Genomic DNA, 15,728 nt, shown 5'->3' with positions numbered 1-15,728 from the left:
TATGCCCACGCTACCTCTTTGGCTTGAGCCCGTTGAGCGGCTGCTTGATGCTGGTGGTGCCGTTTTAGTGGTGCTGGCATTCGTTGCTGTGCTGGTGTTTGGGATGGCAATCGAGCGTTGGTGGTATTACCGCTTTAGCTGGCGGCGTGCCCGTCGACAACTGATTCACCGTTGGGCAGCACGTAGTGATCACCGAAGCTGGAGTGCACGCACGTTGCGTAATGTCTGGACAGAGGCGCTGGTTGCTAAACTGCGCCGTCCACTGCCATGGATCAAACTGCTGGTCGCGTTATGCCCGCTTCTAGGCTTGTTGGGTACTGTCACCGGTATGATTGCCGTTTTCGATAGCCTTTCTCTTAGTGATACCCATCAGGCGCGGGCAATGGCCGACGGTGTTGCACGTGCCACGCTGCCCACGCTAACCGGGATGGCGATTGCTGTGGTGGGGCTGATGTTTATTAGTCGTTTAGAGCACGTGATTCGTCGCGAAGATCAGCGGTTACACGACCGTTTAGCCCGTGCCTTGGAGGAGAATGATGCGTAGACGCCGTTCCATAGACACCACGGCTGATAGCAATGAAGTGAACCTGACGCCGATGCTCGACGTTGTCTTTATCATGCTGATTTTCTTTATTGTGACCACCAGCTTCATTAAAGAGAGCGGTGTTGAGATTGATCGCCCTGAAGCGGCAGCGGCAAGCCCGCGACCAGACGCGCAGGTGCTGATTGCTGTGACGCCGGAAGGCGCTGTTTGGGTCGATGGTAAGCCAGTCGATGTGCATCGTATTGGTCAGCAGGTTGCCGATATGTTGAGCGATGATGGCTCCGTCGTTATCCAAGCTGACCGTGAGTCCACTACGGGGTTGTTGATTGAAGTGATGGATCGCCTCAAGCAGGCGGGCGTTGATCAGATCGCCGTGGCAGCGAGTCGGAGTGCGCCATGATTCGTCATGCCCTCTCAATACTGGGCGGCATTGCCTTAACCGTTGGTTTGTTTTGGATGTTAGCGCTACTGGTAACACCTCCAGAGCGCTCGCCTGAGACGCCGATCATGGCCATGTCGATGACCATGATAGACGCACCAGAGGTAGCACCAGAGCAGGAGGCACCGCCGCCTGCACCTTCTGAGGCGTCGCCAGCGCCGCCGCCGATGCCCATGCCAGCACCAGCACCTGTTGCAGAGAGTGCGATTGCGCTACCTGAAGTAGAGCTTCCTGAAGAGCCAGTGGAGCCTGTCGAGTTAGAGAGTGAGTTACCAGAGCTGACTGAAATTACTTCCGAGCCAGCTCCACAGCCTGCGCCGAAGCCGTCTCCACGCCCCGCGCCGCAACCTGATCCTGCGCCACAGCCTGCAGAAACAGCAGCGCCTTCTACTGCGCCTTCAACAGCCCAGACTCAAGCTGCGCCAGAGCCCGCGCAATCGAATGAGCCTGTCAGTGTGGGGCAAGTCGCCCCAACCAGTCGTGTGAACCCTTCTTATCCACCACGTGCCCAACGGCGAGGTATGGAGGGCTTTGTTGAGGTAGAGTTTGTTATTCGTCGAGATGGCAGCGTCGATAACAGCACGATTCGCGTCACGCGGGCACAGCCGAGACGAGTGTTTGAAGATGCTGCCCGTGAAGCGATTGCGCGCTGGCAGTTTGAGCCTGGACAGCAGCTTCGTCGTGCTACGCAGCGCATAGAATTTCAGCTGAGATAGTCAGTTACGATAGCCAGTAGAGACGGCCAGTAGAGACAGCCCGTTGAAAATGCCAGTTGAGGAAAAAGTATGCAGCGTTGGGTGGGAATCGTCGTATTAAGCGCGCTAAGTGTATTGGCGCACGCGAACGAACCGCTGCCGGGTGACATTGTTCGCGATCTTAACGGGCTACAAAGCCAATTAGCTGAGCAGCCCAGCGGCGAGGCTAATGATGATGTACTTAATCGTATTATCAGCCATGCGCGCTCCCAGTCGTCGCGTCTCGCCAGCGGTAATCGCGCCGATCAATGGGCAAGTGCGCTCTATCACCAGCTCGCTGCGAGTGCGTTGGTGCGACAAGGTGATCACGTTGCGGCTGCTGATGAGTTAGCTAGTGCACGGCAGCGCCCTAGCGTGCCTAACAGTCAAATACTGCGCTGGCTGCGTGACGAAGCGTCGCTCCGTCGTGCAGGTAACCAGCGTCCTGAGGCCATCACGTTGTATGAGCAGTGGTTAACGCAATCTCAGGGTAATCCTCACTACGATGAATCGGCATGGCGATTGATTCGCTTATTAGCGGAAGAAGAGCGTTGGAATGACGCTGTTGAGTGGCTGTCTCCGCTACTGCAAAAAGGCGGTTTAACTGACTCGCAACAACCACTAACCACCGCGGTATTGCGCAATGCAGGGCAAAACGATGAAGCGCTCGGTTGGCTAGTGGGTGGTTTGAGCGCACGCAGCGAGCCTGATGCCTGGCGCCAGGCGGCAGGGCTTGCCCAGCAAGCAGGTCAGGCGGGTGTAGCTGCCGGCGTGTGGGAGATGGCATGGCAGTTAGGTAAGTTCACCACGGTTGAGGATCGTTTGACGTTAATTCGCCTGCATTTGGCAGGTGGGACGCCTGCCAGAGCCGGTGAGCACTTGGAAGCGGCTATTCAGGAAGGCGTATTGACGAGTGATGAGGAAACATTGCGGCTGTTAGCGGCGGCATGGCAGCAGGCTAGGCATGTTGAGAAGGCGTTAAATGCTTGGAGAACGCTCGCTGAAAGCACTCAAAAACCGGAAGACTGGCGGCAATTCGGACAGCTGGCTTACCGCTGGGGGCAAGATGATCAGGCCGAGGAAGCGCTTATCAAGGCGGCGAATCTGGGTGATGATCAGGCAGGGCAGTGGTTGGCGAATTTTGAAGAGTAAAGTGACAAGCTCTCGGTAGACGCCCCCCGAATAACGTAAGGGGCGTACGTGTGTTTGGCTTGTTTGTGCTTAGTCTGTCTGGGAAAGCGTCAGCGCAAAATCGCTCCAGGTAGGAGCGTGATCGGAAGGCCGCTCCATGCCGCGCAACTCATAATCAATGCCTGCGCCGATGACGCATTCGGCAAGCGGTTTAGACACCAGAATGTAGTCAATGCGCAGGCCGCGTTTTGGTTCGCGGTCAAAACCCTTTGAACGATAGTCAAACCAGCTGAACCATTCACTATTATCTGGATGGCACAGTCGATAGCTGTCGCTAAGGCCCCACGCTTTTATGCCGTCAAGCCATTCTCGCTCGATAGGTTGAAAGCTGGCTTTGCCCTCGCGCAACCAGCGTTTGCGGCTCGGTTCACCAATGCCAATATCCTGATCTTCCGGCGATATGTTGAAATCCCCCATAATCGCCAGCTGTTCTTCAGGATGGTGCTGGTTTTGTAGCAGGCTTGCCAACTGCTGATAGAAGCGCGCTTTATGTGGGAATTTAGTTGGGTGTTCAACGTTTTCACCCTGGGGGAAGTAGCCATTCCAAACAGTGACCGGTTCATCATTATCGGCTAGTAACCGCACGCCAATCATCCGGCGTTGGGCGTCTTCCTCATCATCAGGGAAGCCATAAAATACCGCTTGGGGTTTTTGCCGACACATTAAGGCAACCCCGTAATGGCCTTTTTGACCGTAATAAAAAACGTGATAGCCCATGGCTTCAACGTCAGCCAGAGGAAACTCGCTGTCGTGTACTTTGGTTTCCTGTAGGCCAATGACGTCTGGCTGCTGCGTATCGATCAGTGCTTGAAGCTGATGAAGCCGTGCCCGAATGCCATTGATATTAAACGAGACCAAACGCATTACGAACGATCTCCTGAAGGGTTGTCTCCTTCTTTATCAGGATGGATGGCAATATTCTGTCCGTCTTGCTGGCGCGCCAGTTTACGCACCGCTTGAAGCTTGCGTTGTTGCTGCTTTTTAGCCACAAAGCGGCGCGATGGAGCCACTTGGTCAGGATTGTCATGGCGCCATTTTTTGTAATCTTTGCGGCGACCAGTGCGGATAGTTACCTTATCCGCTAGCGAACGAGTTTTTTTCTTACGCGTCATGTCGCGCTCCTTGGGTTAATTTATGCCTCATTCTAACAGGCAAGCGCACTCCTTCGACAGCAGGACGCGCTCTTATCGCCAACCCCTGGTACAATGCGCACTTCGTGATGCCTAACATCCACAGCAATGGACAGATACACAGCCTATGAGCGAGTCGGAACAGACCACAGCATCGGCCCAGAACCGCAAGCCTAAACGCCGCCGTCGGAAGCCGCGTCGCCGTCAATCGAACTGGGATCTTCGTCAGTTTCAGGTGCCCGCCGTTGCAGGCAAGTGGCGCTTCCATGACTTTGATTTGCCGCTGCCTTTAATGCGTGCCATTCATGCCCAAGGGTTTGAGTACTGCACGCCTATTCAGTCAGAGGCGCTGCGTCACACGTTGCTGGGTGGCGATATTGTCGGCAAGGCGCAAACAGGCACCGGAAAAACCGCCGCCTTTTTGATCTCGGTAATGGCTTATTTTCTGGAAGAGCCGACCCCTGATGGTCAAAAACAAGGCGCACCCCGTGCGTTAATTATTGCGCCTACCCGGGAGCTGGCACTGCAAATTGAAAAAGATGCTAAAGCGCTTGCTCGCTTCACGCAGCTCAATGTGGCCAGTGTTGTCGGCGGCATGGACTATCAAAAGCAGCGTGATAGCTTGGGCAAGAAGATTGATATTCTGGTGGCAACACCAGGCCGCTTGCTGGACTTCCATCAGAAGCGCGATATCGATCTCTCCGAAGTTGAAGTGTTGGTATTGGATGAAGCGGACCGGATGCTTTCCATGGGCTTTATTCCCGATGTGAAGCGTATTATTCGCTATACGCCTAAAAAAGAGGAGCGCCAAACGTTCCTATTCTCGGCGACCTTTACTGACGATATTTTGAGCCTTGCGAGTCAATGGACGCTCGATCCTGCCCACGTAGAGATTGAAGTCACCGTTGAGAACCAGGCGGATATCGATCAGCGTGTTTATCTAGTCTCTGATGACGACAAGCAGCGACTGTTGGTGAATCTGCTAACGCAGGAAAGCTTCGAGCGCGTGATGGTGTTTGGTAACCGTCGTGATCTTGTGCGCAAGCTAGATGATTTGCTGAAAAAAGCAGGCGTCAGTGTCGCTATGCTGTCTGGTGACGTGCCACAAAATCAGCGCATCAAAACCTTGGAGAGCTTCCGTGAAGGAGAAATCCAAGTGCTGGTGGCAACTGATGTCGCAGGGCGTGGTATTCATATTGAAGATGTCAGCCACGTGATCAACTACACACTGCCGGAAGACCCAGAAGATTACGTTCATCGCATTGGACGTACCGGTCGTGCGGGCGCCAAAGGCGTCTCGATTAGTTTTGTTGGCGAAGAAGATGCGTTCTCGCTACCAGAAATTGAGCGCTACATTAACGGTAAGTTGCCCTGCGAACATCCGCCGGAAGGCATGCTGTAACGCGCATGCTCGATAATGCGCTGAAAAGCGATATTCAAGACGCCTATCGTCGCGTGGTGGAAAAGCTTGAGCTGACACCACGCTACGGCCAGCGTCTGATGATCGCAGAAATCGCTCGTACGCTAGGTGGCATTGAGCAGGATGGTGAAGGCAAGCGCACAAACGATAATCATGTATGTGTGCTGGAGGCGGGTACCGGAACCGGTAAAACGCTTGCCTATCTGATTGCCGCATTGCCGATTGCTAAGGCGCAGGGAAAGCGATTGATTGTTTCCACCGCGACGGTGGCTCTGCAGGAGCAGGTGCTTAATCAAGACTTGCCTTCGCTTGCCAGTCATAGCGGTATTGCCTTTCGTTACGCCTTGGCAAAAGGGCGTGGCAGGTACGTATGTGTTGCGCGCCTTGATCAGGCGTTAGAAGGCTCTGAGCCAAACCCGACGCTGTCGCTGTTTGAGCAGTCACTTCAATCCCAAAGCAGTGACTTTTCCCTATTAGCCACGGATCTGGCCGAAGCCTACGGAAAAGGTGAATGGGCAGGTGATCGCGATACATGGTCGGCGTCGATCGACGACGGTCATTGGCGACAGCTTACGGTGGATCATCGTCAGTGCACCGGGCGTCGTTGTGGTCATTTCGGTGCCTGCGCCTTTTTCCGTTCCCGGCGTGATCTGGAAGATGCCGATATAATCGTGGCCAACCATGACTTGGTTCTTGCTGACCTAGCACTGGGTGGTGGGGCGATTCTACCCGATCCCGCTGACTGCATTTTTGTCTTTGATGAAGGCCACCACCTGCCGGATAAGGCACTTTCCCACTTTGCCCATCGCTTTGCAGTGCATGGTTGCCTGCGTTGGTTAAAAACACTGAAAAGCAGTCTAACCGATCTGCATCAAGGGTTAGCAGTTCAGCCGACGATTGCGCGTTTGCTCGCTGGGCTACCTGAGCTACTGCATAGCTTAGAGCCTGCTTTAGGCGATGTGTTTAGCATGGGGCACCAGCTGGCTGGGCGGGAAAACGGCTTGTCGGATGAAGAAGCTAATCATCAACTTCGTTTTGAAAAGGGTCAGGTACCAGAAGCGCTTCGCGAACAAGCTCAGCAACTACTGGTTATGTTCGCCACGCTGTCACGCAGTCTGGAGAGCATTAGCGATATCCTGCGCGAAAGCCTCGACCCTGATAAGCAAACAGGGTTGGATAGGGATCAAGCCGACACGTGGTTACCGCTGATTGCACTACTACATGGGCGTTCGCTTGATGCCCATTCACTATGGCAAGCATTCAGTGAGCAGGATGCTGCCAATGCGCCGCCCAGTGCTCGTTGGATTACGCTTAGTCGTGTGGCGGGAGAGCCGGAAATTGAATTTTCGGCAAGCCCCGTGTCTGCGGCGCATACCCTCGCGAAACATTTGTGGGGGCGCTGCCATGGCGCGGTAGTAACGTCAGCAACACTTACCGCGCTGGGGCGTTTTGAGCGAATCCAAGAGCGCGCTGGGCTAGCAAACCGCTATCGCTATCAGGCGTTGCCGAGCCCCTTTGATTACGCCAATGCCATTCTGCGCGTACCGAAGGAGGCGACTGATCCCAGTGATCGCGATGCCCATGAAAGCGCCATTGTTAATTTCGTGACCCAACTGGGAGACGACGAAGCTGCACTGGTGCTGTTTTCTTCCCGGGCGCAATTGCGAGCAGTGGAAAAAGCCTTGCCTGCGGCAGCTAAGGGGCGGGTGTTAGCGCAGGATGCGCTGCCCAAGCGCGAACTGCTTGAACGCCACCGTGCAGCTGTTGATAACGGCAATGGGAGCATCATTTTTGGCTTGGCCAGTTTTGCAGAAGGTATCGACTTACCCGGTGATTATCTCACTCATGTGGTGATTACACGGTTGCCATTTGCGGTGCCTGATGATCCGGTGGGGGCAACCCTTGCTGAGTGGATTGAAAGCCAGGGCGGTAACCCATTCATGCGGATTAGTGTCCCTGATGCGTCAATCAAGCTAGTACAGGCCTGTGGGCGACTGATCCGTAAGGAGAGCGACCGCGGTGTGATTACGTTGTTAGACCGCCGGGTGATTACTCGCCGATATGGCCAGGCATTATTAGATGCACTGCCGCCGTTCAAACGAGAAATCATGCAGTAATAATTGGTAATAAAATGTAGCAATAAAACGCCCCGCTAAGGCTAATATCCTTGCGGGGCGCTTATGCTTGCTAGCCGTTTTCTTACGATGCGATGCGCTTAGTGAGTACAGGAGCAAGTTTTTCGTTCATGCGGGTGAAGGTTTCAACCGTGGTATCCCAATCAATGCAGGCGTCGGTGATGGAAACGCCATACGTCAGTTGGCTAAGATCGGCAGGGACTTTCTGGTTGCCCCAGCCAATGTTTGACTCGACCATCAAGCCGATAATGGACCTGTTGCCTTCCAAGATTTGGTTGGTAACGTTTTCCAGTACCAGCGGTTGTAGGCCCGCATCTTTATTAGAGTTAGCGTGCGAGCAATCGATCATTATGTTGGCTGAAAGATCCGCTTTTTTAAGCTCTTTTTCAGCTAGAGCAACGCTAACGCTATCGTAATTTGGCTTGCCATTCCCCCCGCGCAACACGACGTGACCGTAAGCGTTACCACGTGTACGGATAATGGCAACTTGGCCTGCATTGTTGATGCCCAGGAAGTTGTGAGGGCTGGCAACGGACTGCAAGGCGTTAATAGCGACGTCGAGGCTACCGTCAGTACCATTTTTGAAGCCGACTGGGCAGGAGAGCCCTGACGCCATTTCGCGGTGGGTTTGCGATTCTGTGGTGCGGGCACCGATCGCTGACCAGCTAATGCAGTCTTGCATATACTGAGGGGAGATAGGATCTAGCGCTTCCGTTGCGAGTGGCAGGCCAAGTTCAGCCAGATCAACGAGTAGCTTGCGGGCGATGTGGAGGCCTTCATCAATTTCGAAAGAGTCGTTAAGATGCGGGTCGTTTATCAGCCCTTTCCAACCCACGGTGGTGCGGGGTTTTTCGAAATAGACGCGCATGACAATGTACAGGCTATCACTCACTTGGTCTGCCAATTGACGCAAACGACGTGCATAGTCCAATGCGGCATCGACATCATGAATGGAGCATGGACCTACAACGACGAGAAGCCGATGATCTTTGCCATCGAGGATGTTTTGAATGGTATGGCGGCCCTCAATGACAGAGCGTTCTGCTGCTTCTGTCAGCGGAATAGTCTCTTTAAGGGCTTCGGGGGTGGTGAGAACATCCTGTGCAAGGACGTTAAGATTACTAACCTGCTGATCTGACATCGTGCTACCTGTGCGTGCGCTATGGACTTAAAAGTGCCTCTACTATGGCGCGTCAGGCAGGTAAAAATCAATTGTTGCGGAACTTGATCTGAGTGAAAAGTGTCACGGTCAAGATTTTGCTTGGGCCGTGGGTTAAGTCAAGAGGAATGGAAGGGGGTAGAGAGTGTAAGCGCTTGATGCCCCGCTAAGAACGCGTAACACTAAGTACCATTGCATACTTTTTCACACTGAAGATGGTGGGCGAATCATTCACTATCATCTGTCATCATTAAGATTAACCAATGCCCAAGGGACACTATGCTGCTTGCTGTGAAGGCCCACATGAAAGGGCGAAGAGAGATAGCGCTCGGCGTGCGTCGCACGAGCGGGAGGGGGGTGTGAATGGGCACTCGTGAAACAGACCAGCAGTTGGTTGAACGTGCCCAAAAAGGCGATACACGCGCTTTCGATCTACTGGTGAAAAAATATCAGCACAAGATTATTGGGTTGATTGGCCGTTATGTACACGATCACTCCGAAGTACAAGACGTGGCGCAAGAAGCCTTTATCAAAGCGTATCGTGCACTGGGTAAATTTCGGTCGGAAAGTGCGTTTTACACATGGATGTATCGTATCGCGATCAATACTGCCAAAAATCATTTAGTGTCGCGGGGGCGTAGACCGCCCGGCAGTGATCTGGATATTGTCGATGCTGAAATGGTTGATCAGAGTGGGCGATTGGCTGACGCTGAGTCGCCAGAGGCATCGATTGCGCGGGATCAGTTGGAAGCTGCCGTTTACGAAGCTATCGAAAATCTACCTGATGATTTACGCACTGCGATTACACTTCGGGAGCTGGATGGCCTTGCTTATGAGGATATTGCTCAGGTAATGCAATGCCCTGTTGGAACAGTACGCTCGCGTATTTTTCGCGCACGTGAAGCGGTCGATGAGCATATACGCCCATTAGTTTCAACGGCCCGGAACAGTCGTGATGAGTAAGGGTCAGAAAGCTATAGGCGCTGAGCTTTAAATTCACATTTAATTACGTTTTTACATTTTTTGTGAACTGTCTGGAAAGTGAAGCGTCATAGAACCTGACGATCTTAGTTATGTCGAGTAAGCGCCAGAAAAGCGTTCAACCTTCAGTAGTCAAACAGTTTAATCTGCTGATAATTAAGCGCTTGCCAGCTGGCGATTTGAAACAAGGTCTTGGCCTGTGGAGTAGCTGCGGTGGTAAACACTCGTTAGCAGTGTCATTGCAGCGCTTCTTTTAACACAGTGTGAGGGTGTGAAGTATGAGTCATAACACACGGGAGTCGCTTTCAGCATTGATGGACAGCGAGAGTGACGAGCTTGAATTGCGCCGAGTGTTGAAGTCACTGCCCGACGATTCTGATGCGGCGGAGACGTGGCGGCGCTACCATTTGGCGCGCAGCATGATGCAGCGTGAACGAAATGTAGATGTGAGCATTGATCTTTCTGCCGGTATTATGGATCGATTGCGTGATGAGCCTGCTCCAGCCCTTGAAAACGACACTGTGGTTACTACTGCTCGTTCTGGTGGGCTTTCTTTTGCCCGTGGCGCAGGGGTAGCGGCTGCCGTCTCGCTCATGGTGATTACTGGGGTGCAGTTCTTTAACAACGGCAATACAACGACAGGTAGTTCGCAGAACGCAGGCGATAGCATTGCTGCCCAGTCTGGTAGCGGTGGTGCGCAGGTACAGCCTGTTAATCTTGCTGCTTCTCAACCCGCTTCCATGACACCATCAGAAATGCCGATGTTTGAACAAACACCGTTTCGTGTGAATGGCCAATCTGGCCAAGGCGGTTTCATGAACGTCAGCGACGCAGGGTTTTCAACTCCCAGCGCCCCACAAGGAGATATGGCTCAGCAAACACTGGCTATTGATGCTGACCAAATTCGCCTGCTTAAGTCTTATCTCGAGGAGCACGCACAAGGTGCTGCGGGGGGAAGTGGCGATAGCTGGATGCCATTAATGCGTTCTTCTTCAGTTACGGAACCTTTAGGGCAACGTTAATAGGAGCGTTGGCCGGCTTTTTAATCAAGTGAGGGCTCGGGTGGCTGGAAACGTAATAGGCAAATATTTTGACTGGAGAGGTAGACTGGCAGTCGGTTTGTGCATACTAAGCACAGGTTTACTACCTCTCCAACTGAAAGCTGATAGCTACCCATCGCTTTCCTGCGTAGATGCGCCCAAGCAACCTCCTTTCACTACTGCTCATGAGTGGCTAGTGTCTAGTATCTACGCTGGGCATTGCTTTGAGTTCCAAGCGCGTGCGGTTTCGATTGATGCTATTGGGGTGAGGACTCTGGCGCTTTCCCATCGTGTTCGAGATGGCGTTCGGCAGCAAGTTGTTCAACACCTAGATGGTCCATCCGTTAGCGTTGAACGTCGTTCTATTGCTGGACATTTGGCTTGGTTTCCACCTAGTGAGCCTGACTTAATATCTGCACCAGAAGCATGGGCAGAGCATGTTGCCGAGCACTATGAAATAGAGCTTCAAGATATAACACGAGTAGCCGAACGTGACGCTGTAGAACTTCGTTTTTCGCCTGTGGATAGTCAGCGATATCACCATACCTGGTGGATCGATCAAGCGACGGGACTGTTGCTCAAACACGTGCTTAGTGATTCTCAAGGTCGTGTTCTTGAAACCTTCCAGATTACCCAGCTGCATTCCCCTACCGCCTATCGTGGTGAGGTGCCGAGTCCCACCGATGAACAAGTGCTTGATCGCTCGTGGCAGGTAACGTGGCTACCCAAGGGATTTGTTGAGCAGCCATTGGAGCCTGGGCAGCAGGGTGGCCAGCGTGTATATAGCGACGGGTTAGCAGCGGTAAGCGTGTTTGCATCGCCTGCAAGTCAGTCAGCGTTGCAGGAAGGCCTGCATCGAGTAGGCGTATCTAACGCTGCTATATCGTTGGTTGATGTTGGAGATAAGAGCTGGCAAATAGTAGGCATTGGCGAGCTACCTGCTGACCTGCTGCAGCGCATTGTCCGGTCTGTGCAATTTGAATAACTAGGTACATCGTTATGAACACTACAGATTGCAATGCTATCGTACGCTCAGGCACTGTCATTGCTCATTCTGAAGCAGGCTTAGTGATTGATGTGACAAGTAATGTCGCTTGTCAGAAGTGTGCTGAAGGGCGTGGTTGTGGCGTAGGGTTGTTAGCTCGTCGCCAACCTCACATTGTTATAGTTCCAGGTGGTTTGCCTTCGCAATATTTGAGCCTTTATCCAATAGGGAGTTTAGTTTCATTCACTGTGGCTAAAAATGATGTAAATATTCTAGCGGTGCTCGTTTATGCGTTACCCCTCCTATTCGCCATCATAATTTCTGGAGCGGCGTCAGGGGGGGGGGCGAATGATTGGTTTTGTGCGCTGCTTTTTTTTAGCACGTTAATTGGCTCTGCGATAATCCTGAAATGTCTCCTGCGCGGACGAGTGGAACGCTTTCGCCCGCGTCTGGTCAGTTAATACTCCTGTAACTCGCTGAGAGTTGCACTCCCTTGTGTTTAGTACGTAGCTAGTACTTTTGCTTGATTAGGAGCTGTTGCATGAAGCGCTTGGTTCTCCCTTCCGCACTGTGGCTGTGCTTTATTGCACTTTTGGCTGTTGGGCAAAATGCCCACGCGCAGAACCTGCCAGACTTTACCAAGTTGGTAGAAGACGCTGCCCCGGGTGTTGTTAATATCTCTACTAGCAGGACGATTCAGCGGGGCTCCGGGCCTTCCATTCAAGGGTTTGGTAGCCAGGATATCCCAGAAATATTTCGACACTTTTTTGGCGACAGCTTTCCCACGCCTCCCCCCAGCCGAGGGCCGGGCCGTAGTGAAGAACGTCAGTCACTTGGCTCAGGTTTCGTTATTAGTGCAGATGGCTACGTGCTGACGAATGCTCATGTGGTCCAAGATGCTGATGAAATTCTTGTGCGATTAAACGATCGTCGTGAACTAACCGCAGAGCTGGTGGGTAGCGATACGCAGACAGATGTAGCGCTACTGAAGGTAGATGCCAATAATTTGCCAGTGCTTAATCTGGGCGACTCCGATGAATTAAAAGTCGGTGAGTGGGTGGCTGCCATAGGTTCACCCTTTGGTTTTGACCATTCTGTGTCTGCTGGCATTGTAAGTGCTATTAACCGCACGCTGCCTCGTGATGTCTATGTTCCCTTTATCCAAACCGACGTGGCAATCAATCCAGGTAATTCCGGTGGGCCCTTATTTAATCTGGAGGGTGAAGTCGTAGGCATTAACTCACAAATACTTACGCGTAGTGGCGGCTTTATGGGCCTCTCTTTTGCTATCCCCATTAATGTCGCCATGGATGTAGCTGACCAGTTGCGTGAAGATGGGCACGTGAATCGGGGATGGTTGGGCGTAATGATTCAGCCTGTGTCTCGTGATCTTGCTGAGTCGTTTGGCATGGAGGAGGTGATTGGCGCGCTGATCGCTGATTTAGATCCGGATGGCCCCGCGGCGCAGGGAGGTCTTCAAGCAGGCGATGTTATTATTGAAGTGAACGGTGAGGAGGTTGATCGTTCCAGCACGTTACCGCGTCTGATTGGTCGTGTTGCTCCTGGTAGCGATGTGGATTTAACGTTGATGCGAGATGGCGAAAAGGTAACTGAAACTGTTGAGCTGGGAAGCTGGCCTGATTCAGAAGCTGACCATAGCGATAGTTCGAGCAGTAATAATCAGGTTCGACTTGGTGTGGCCGTGGTCGAAGTGGATGAAGCAACTCGTGAGCGCTTAAATATTAGTGGTGGTGTAGAAGTGCGTCAGGTTGACCCCGACAGTGTTGCCTCTCAAGCGGGGCTGCGTGTGGGCGATATACTCGTCAGCATTGACCATCGAAGCGTTTCTTCGGCAGATGAGCTATTGAGAATTGTTGAAGAACTACCCGATGATCGCGCAATTCCATTGCGCTTGTACCGAGATGGCCGCTCGCTATTTGTGGCATTACGTCTCGAGTAATCCACTGATTGTCTCTCCAGTCCGGCGGTTCTCGCCGGACTGCTGTTCCTATCCCGCGCATATCGCTACAATAGCGCTTATCTTTTTGACGAACATTGGCAAAGTAGTGGTGCGGCAACTTTTATTGCCTGCGCACGTCGGCTCGATAAAGCCAACTACACCTTGCACACCCATAAGGCAGAACACTCTCGATGTCTCAAGACGTTTCCAGCGGAAAGCTCAAGCACATACGCAATTTCTCCATCATCGCGCATATCGATCATGGTAAATCTACGCTATCAGATCGTTTGATTCAGACCTGCGGCGGTTTGACCGAGCGAGAGCTTAAGGAGCAAGTGCTCGACTCCATGGATATTGAGCGCGAGCGTGGTATTACTATTAAAGCGCAATCCGTCACGCTTGATTACACAGCAGCTGACGGTGAAGTTTATCAGCTCAATTTTATCGACACGCCTGGGCACGTGGATTTCTCTTACGAGGTATCGCGCTCTCTTTATGCTTGTGAAGGTGCATTGTTGGTCGTTGATGCGGCTCAGGGGGTTGAAGCGCAGTCAGTTGCCAATTGCTATACCGCGATTGAGCAGGGCCTGGAAGTGCTGCCGGTACTCAATAAAATTGATTTGCCTCAGGCTGACCCTGATCGGGTTGCGCAAGAAGTGGAAGAAATTATTGGGTTGGACGCCACTGATGCCTGCCAAGTGTCAGCAAAAAGTGGCATTGGGATCGACGCCTTATTAGAACGGCTTGTGCGGGATATTCCGCCTCCTAAGGGAGATCCTGATGCACCGTTACAAGCGTTGATTATCGATTCCTGGTTTGACAACTACCTAGGTGTTGTTTCGCTTGTGCGACTGTTTGATGGAACATTACGTAAAGGCGATAAAATCCGCATCAAGTCCACAGGACGTGATTGGGGTGCCACCGAGGTGGGTATCTTTACCCCGCTTCGTAAAGAGACCAATATCCTGCGTGCAGGTGAAGTAGGCTTTATTGTCGCTGGCATTAAGGAAATCCACGGGGCACCGGTGGGCGATACAATCACCCACACCAAAACTCCTGATGTTCCCCGCTTGCCTGGTTTCCAAAAAGTTAAACCGCAGGTATATGCAGGCATGTTCCCTGTGAGTGCCGATGATTACGAAGACTTTCGAGACGCACTTGAAAAGCTTGCGCTCAATGATGCTTCTCTTGAATATGAACCGGAGAACTCGGATGCATTGGGCTTTGGTTTCCGCGTCGGCTTCCTGGGCACGCTGCATATGGAGATCATTCAAGAGCGCTTAGAGCGTGAATATGACCTTGATCTACTCACCACCGCGCCGACGGTTGTTTACGAGCTCGCCATGAAAAATGGCGATATTCAGTACGTATCAAACCCATCAAAACTGCCTGATATGGCAGACGTTGATGAGATGCGTGAACCCATCGTGCGTGCCAGTATCCTGGTTCCACAGGAGTATGTAGGTAACGTGATTGCTGAGTGTGAGCAGCGTCGCGGTACACAATTGGATATGCAGTTCCTGGGTAATCAGATCCAGTTGACCTATGAGTTGCCCATGTCAGAAGTGGTGATGGATTTCTTTGATCGCTTGAAGTCTATTTCCCGTGGTTATGCATCGCTTGAGTATAACTTTGAACGTTTTGAAGCGGCTAAGTTGGTTCGCTTGGACGTATTGATTAACGGCGATAAAGTTGACGCGTTGGCCGTCATTATCCACCGTGATCATGCGCATAATCGTGGTCGCCTGCTGGTGGAAAAAATGAAAGAGCTAATTCCGCGGCAAATGTTTGACGTGGCTATCCAAGCGGCTATTGGCGGCCAAGTGGTCGCGCGCTCAACGGTCAAAGCGCTGCGTAAAAACGTGACGGCCAAATGTTATGGCGGTGATGTAAGCCGTAAGAAGAAACTATTGGAAAAACAGAAGGCCGGTAAGAAACGGATGAAACAGGTGGGGCGTGTTGAAATTCCCCAGGATGCCTTCCTTGCTGTGCTCAAGGTAAACGACTAGG

Annotated in this window: 15 protein-coding genes; 12 read left to right on the top strand and 3 right to left on the bottom strand. The window is 52.3% G+C overall.

Annotated features, from left to right (window positions below; translation table 11 throughout):
• Position 1: 1 nt before the first annotated feature.
• The 4 genes from B6A39_RS11130 (at position 2) to B6A39_RS11115 (ending at position 2,869) form a co-directional block, all read left to right on the top strand.
• Entirely contained in the window at positions 2–544 is a 543-nt protein-coding gene (locus tag B6A39_RS11130; RefSeq protein WP_083005547.1) for a MotA/TolQ/ExbB proton channel family protein, read from the top strand.
• Positions 537–944 (top strand): ExbD/TolR family protein, encoded by a 408-nt coding sequence (locus B6A39_RS11125; RefSeq protein ID WP_083005544.1) that lies wholly within the window; start codon positions 537–539, stop codon positions 942–944. The genes B6A39_RS11130 and B6A39_RS11125 overlap by 8 nt, the downstream gene beginning before the upstream one ends.
• Complete coding sequence (locus tag B6A39_RS11120) at positions 941–1,699, top strand: energy transducer TonB (protein WP_083005541.1); 759 nt, start codon at positions 941–943, stop codon at positions 1,697–1,699. The genes B6A39_RS11125 and B6A39_RS11120 overlap by 4 nt, the downstream gene beginning before the upstream one ends.
• Positions 1,700–1,768: 69 nt before the next feature.
• Positions 1,769–2,869: a hypothetical protein gene (locus B6A39_RS11115; protein WP_083005538.1), complete on the top strand. Its 1,101-nt coding sequence runs from the start codon at positions 1,769–1,771 to the stop codon at positions 2,867–2,869.
• A 69-nt stretch (positions 2,870–2,938) separates the two neighbouring features.
• On the opposite strand, the gene xthA is transcribed toward B6A39_RS11115, so the two are convergent.
• Both xthA and B6A39_RS11105 read right to left on the bottom strand, forming a co-directional pair.
• Complete coding sequence (gene xthA, locus B6A39_RS11110) at positions 2,939–3,772, bottom strand: exodeoxyribonuclease III (RefSeq protein ID WP_083005534.1); 834 nt, start codon at positions 3,770–3,772, stop codon at positions 2,939–2,941.
• On the bottom strand, positions 3,772–4,020 hold the full coding sequence (locus B6A39_RS11105) for a hypothetical protein (protein ID WP_038485210.1): 249 nt from the start codon (positions 4,018–4,020) through the stop codon (positions 3,772–3,774). The genes xthA and B6A39_RS11105 overlap by 1 nt, the downstream gene beginning before the upstream one ends.
• 145 nt (positions 4,021–4,165) lie before the next feature.
• Here B6A39_RS11105 and rhlB point away from each other — a divergent pair, with 145 nt between their 5' ends.
• Both rhlB and dinG read left to right on the top strand, forming a co-directional pair.
• Positions 4,166–5,440, top strand: coding sequence for an ATP-dependent RNA helicase RhlB (gene rhlB / locus B6A39_RS11100; RefSeq protein WP_038485207.1), 1,275 nt, complete (start codon positions 4,166–4,168; stop codon positions 5,438–5,440).
• Positions 5,441–5,445: 5 nt separating this feature from the next.
• On the top strand, positions 5,446–7,575 hold the full coding sequence (gene dinG, locus B6A39_RS11095) for an ATP-dependent DNA helicase DinG (protein WP_083005531.1): 2,130 nt from the start codon (positions 5,446–5,448) through the stop codon (positions 7,573–7,575).
• An 82-nt stretch (positions 7,576–7,657) separates the two neighbouring features.
• Here the strand turns inward: dinG and B6A39_RS11090 are convergent, their stop codons facing one another.
• A complete protein-coding gene (locus B6A39_RS11090) occupies positions 7,658–8,734 on the bottom strand; it encodes a 3-deoxy-7-phosphoheptulonate synthase (RefSeq protein WP_083005527.1) in 1,077 nt (358 codons plus the stop codon).
• 381 nt (positions 8,735–9,115) lie between these two features.
• On the opposite strand from B6A39_RS11090, the gene rpoE reads away from it, so the two are divergent.
• The 6 genes from rpoE to lepA all read left to right on the top strand — a co-directional run bounded on the left by rpoE (position 9,116) and on the right by lepA (position 15,727).
• Positions 9,116–9,715, top strand: a complete 600-nt coding sequence (gene rpoE, locus B6A39_RS11085) for an RNA polymerase sigma factor RpoE (RefSeq protein ID WP_083005524.1) — start codon at positions 9,116–9,118, stop codon at positions 9,713–9,715.
• Between the two features lie 296 nt (positions 9,716–10,011).
• Positions 10,012–10,755: a sigma-E factor negative regulatory protein gene (locus B6A39_RS11080; protein ID WP_083005521.1), complete on the top strand. Its 744-nt coding sequence runs from the start codon at positions 10,012–10,014 to the stop codon at positions 10,753–10,755.
• 28 nt (positions 10,756–10,783) lie between these two features.
• Positions 10,784–11,758, top strand: a complete 975-nt coding sequence (locus B6A39_RS11075) for a MucB/RseB C-terminal domain-containing protein (RefSeq protein ID WP_332308443.1) — start codon at positions 10,784–10,786, stop codon at positions 11,756–11,758.
• Positions 11,759–11,772: 14 nt separating this feature from the next.
• The gene (locus B6A39_RS11070) at positions 11,773–12,219 is read left to right on the top strand and encodes a SoxR reducing system RseC family protein (RefSeq protein WP_083005514.1); all 447 of its coding nucleotides are present in this window, start codon (positions 11,773–11,775) and stop codon (positions 12,217–12,219) included.
• Positions 12,220–12,299: 80 nt separating this feature from the next.
• The gene (locus B6A39_RS11065) at positions 12,300–13,718 is read left to right on the top strand and encodes a DegQ family serine endoprotease (RefSeq protein ID WP_083005511.1); all 1,419 of its coding nucleotides are present in this window, start codon (positions 12,300–12,302) and stop codon (positions 13,716–13,718) included.
• A gap of 191 nt (positions 13,719–13,909) precedes the next feature.
• Positions 13,910–15,727: a translation elongation factor 4 gene (lepA, locus tag B6A39_RS11060; protein WP_030072489.1), complete on the top strand. Its 1,818-nt coding sequence runs from the start codon at positions 13,910–13,912 to the stop codon at positions 15,725–15,727.
• Position 15,728 lies beyond the last annotated feature (1 nt).

It is taken from the genome of Halomonas sp. GT (assembly GCF_002082565.1).
Taxonomy (GTDB): domain Bacteria; phylum Pseudomonadota; class Gammaproteobacteria; order Pseudomonadales; family Halomonadaceae; genus Vreelandella.
The sequence above is the reverse complement of the archived record's forward strand: the minus strand, read 5'-3'. Positions and strand labels throughout refer to the sequence as shown.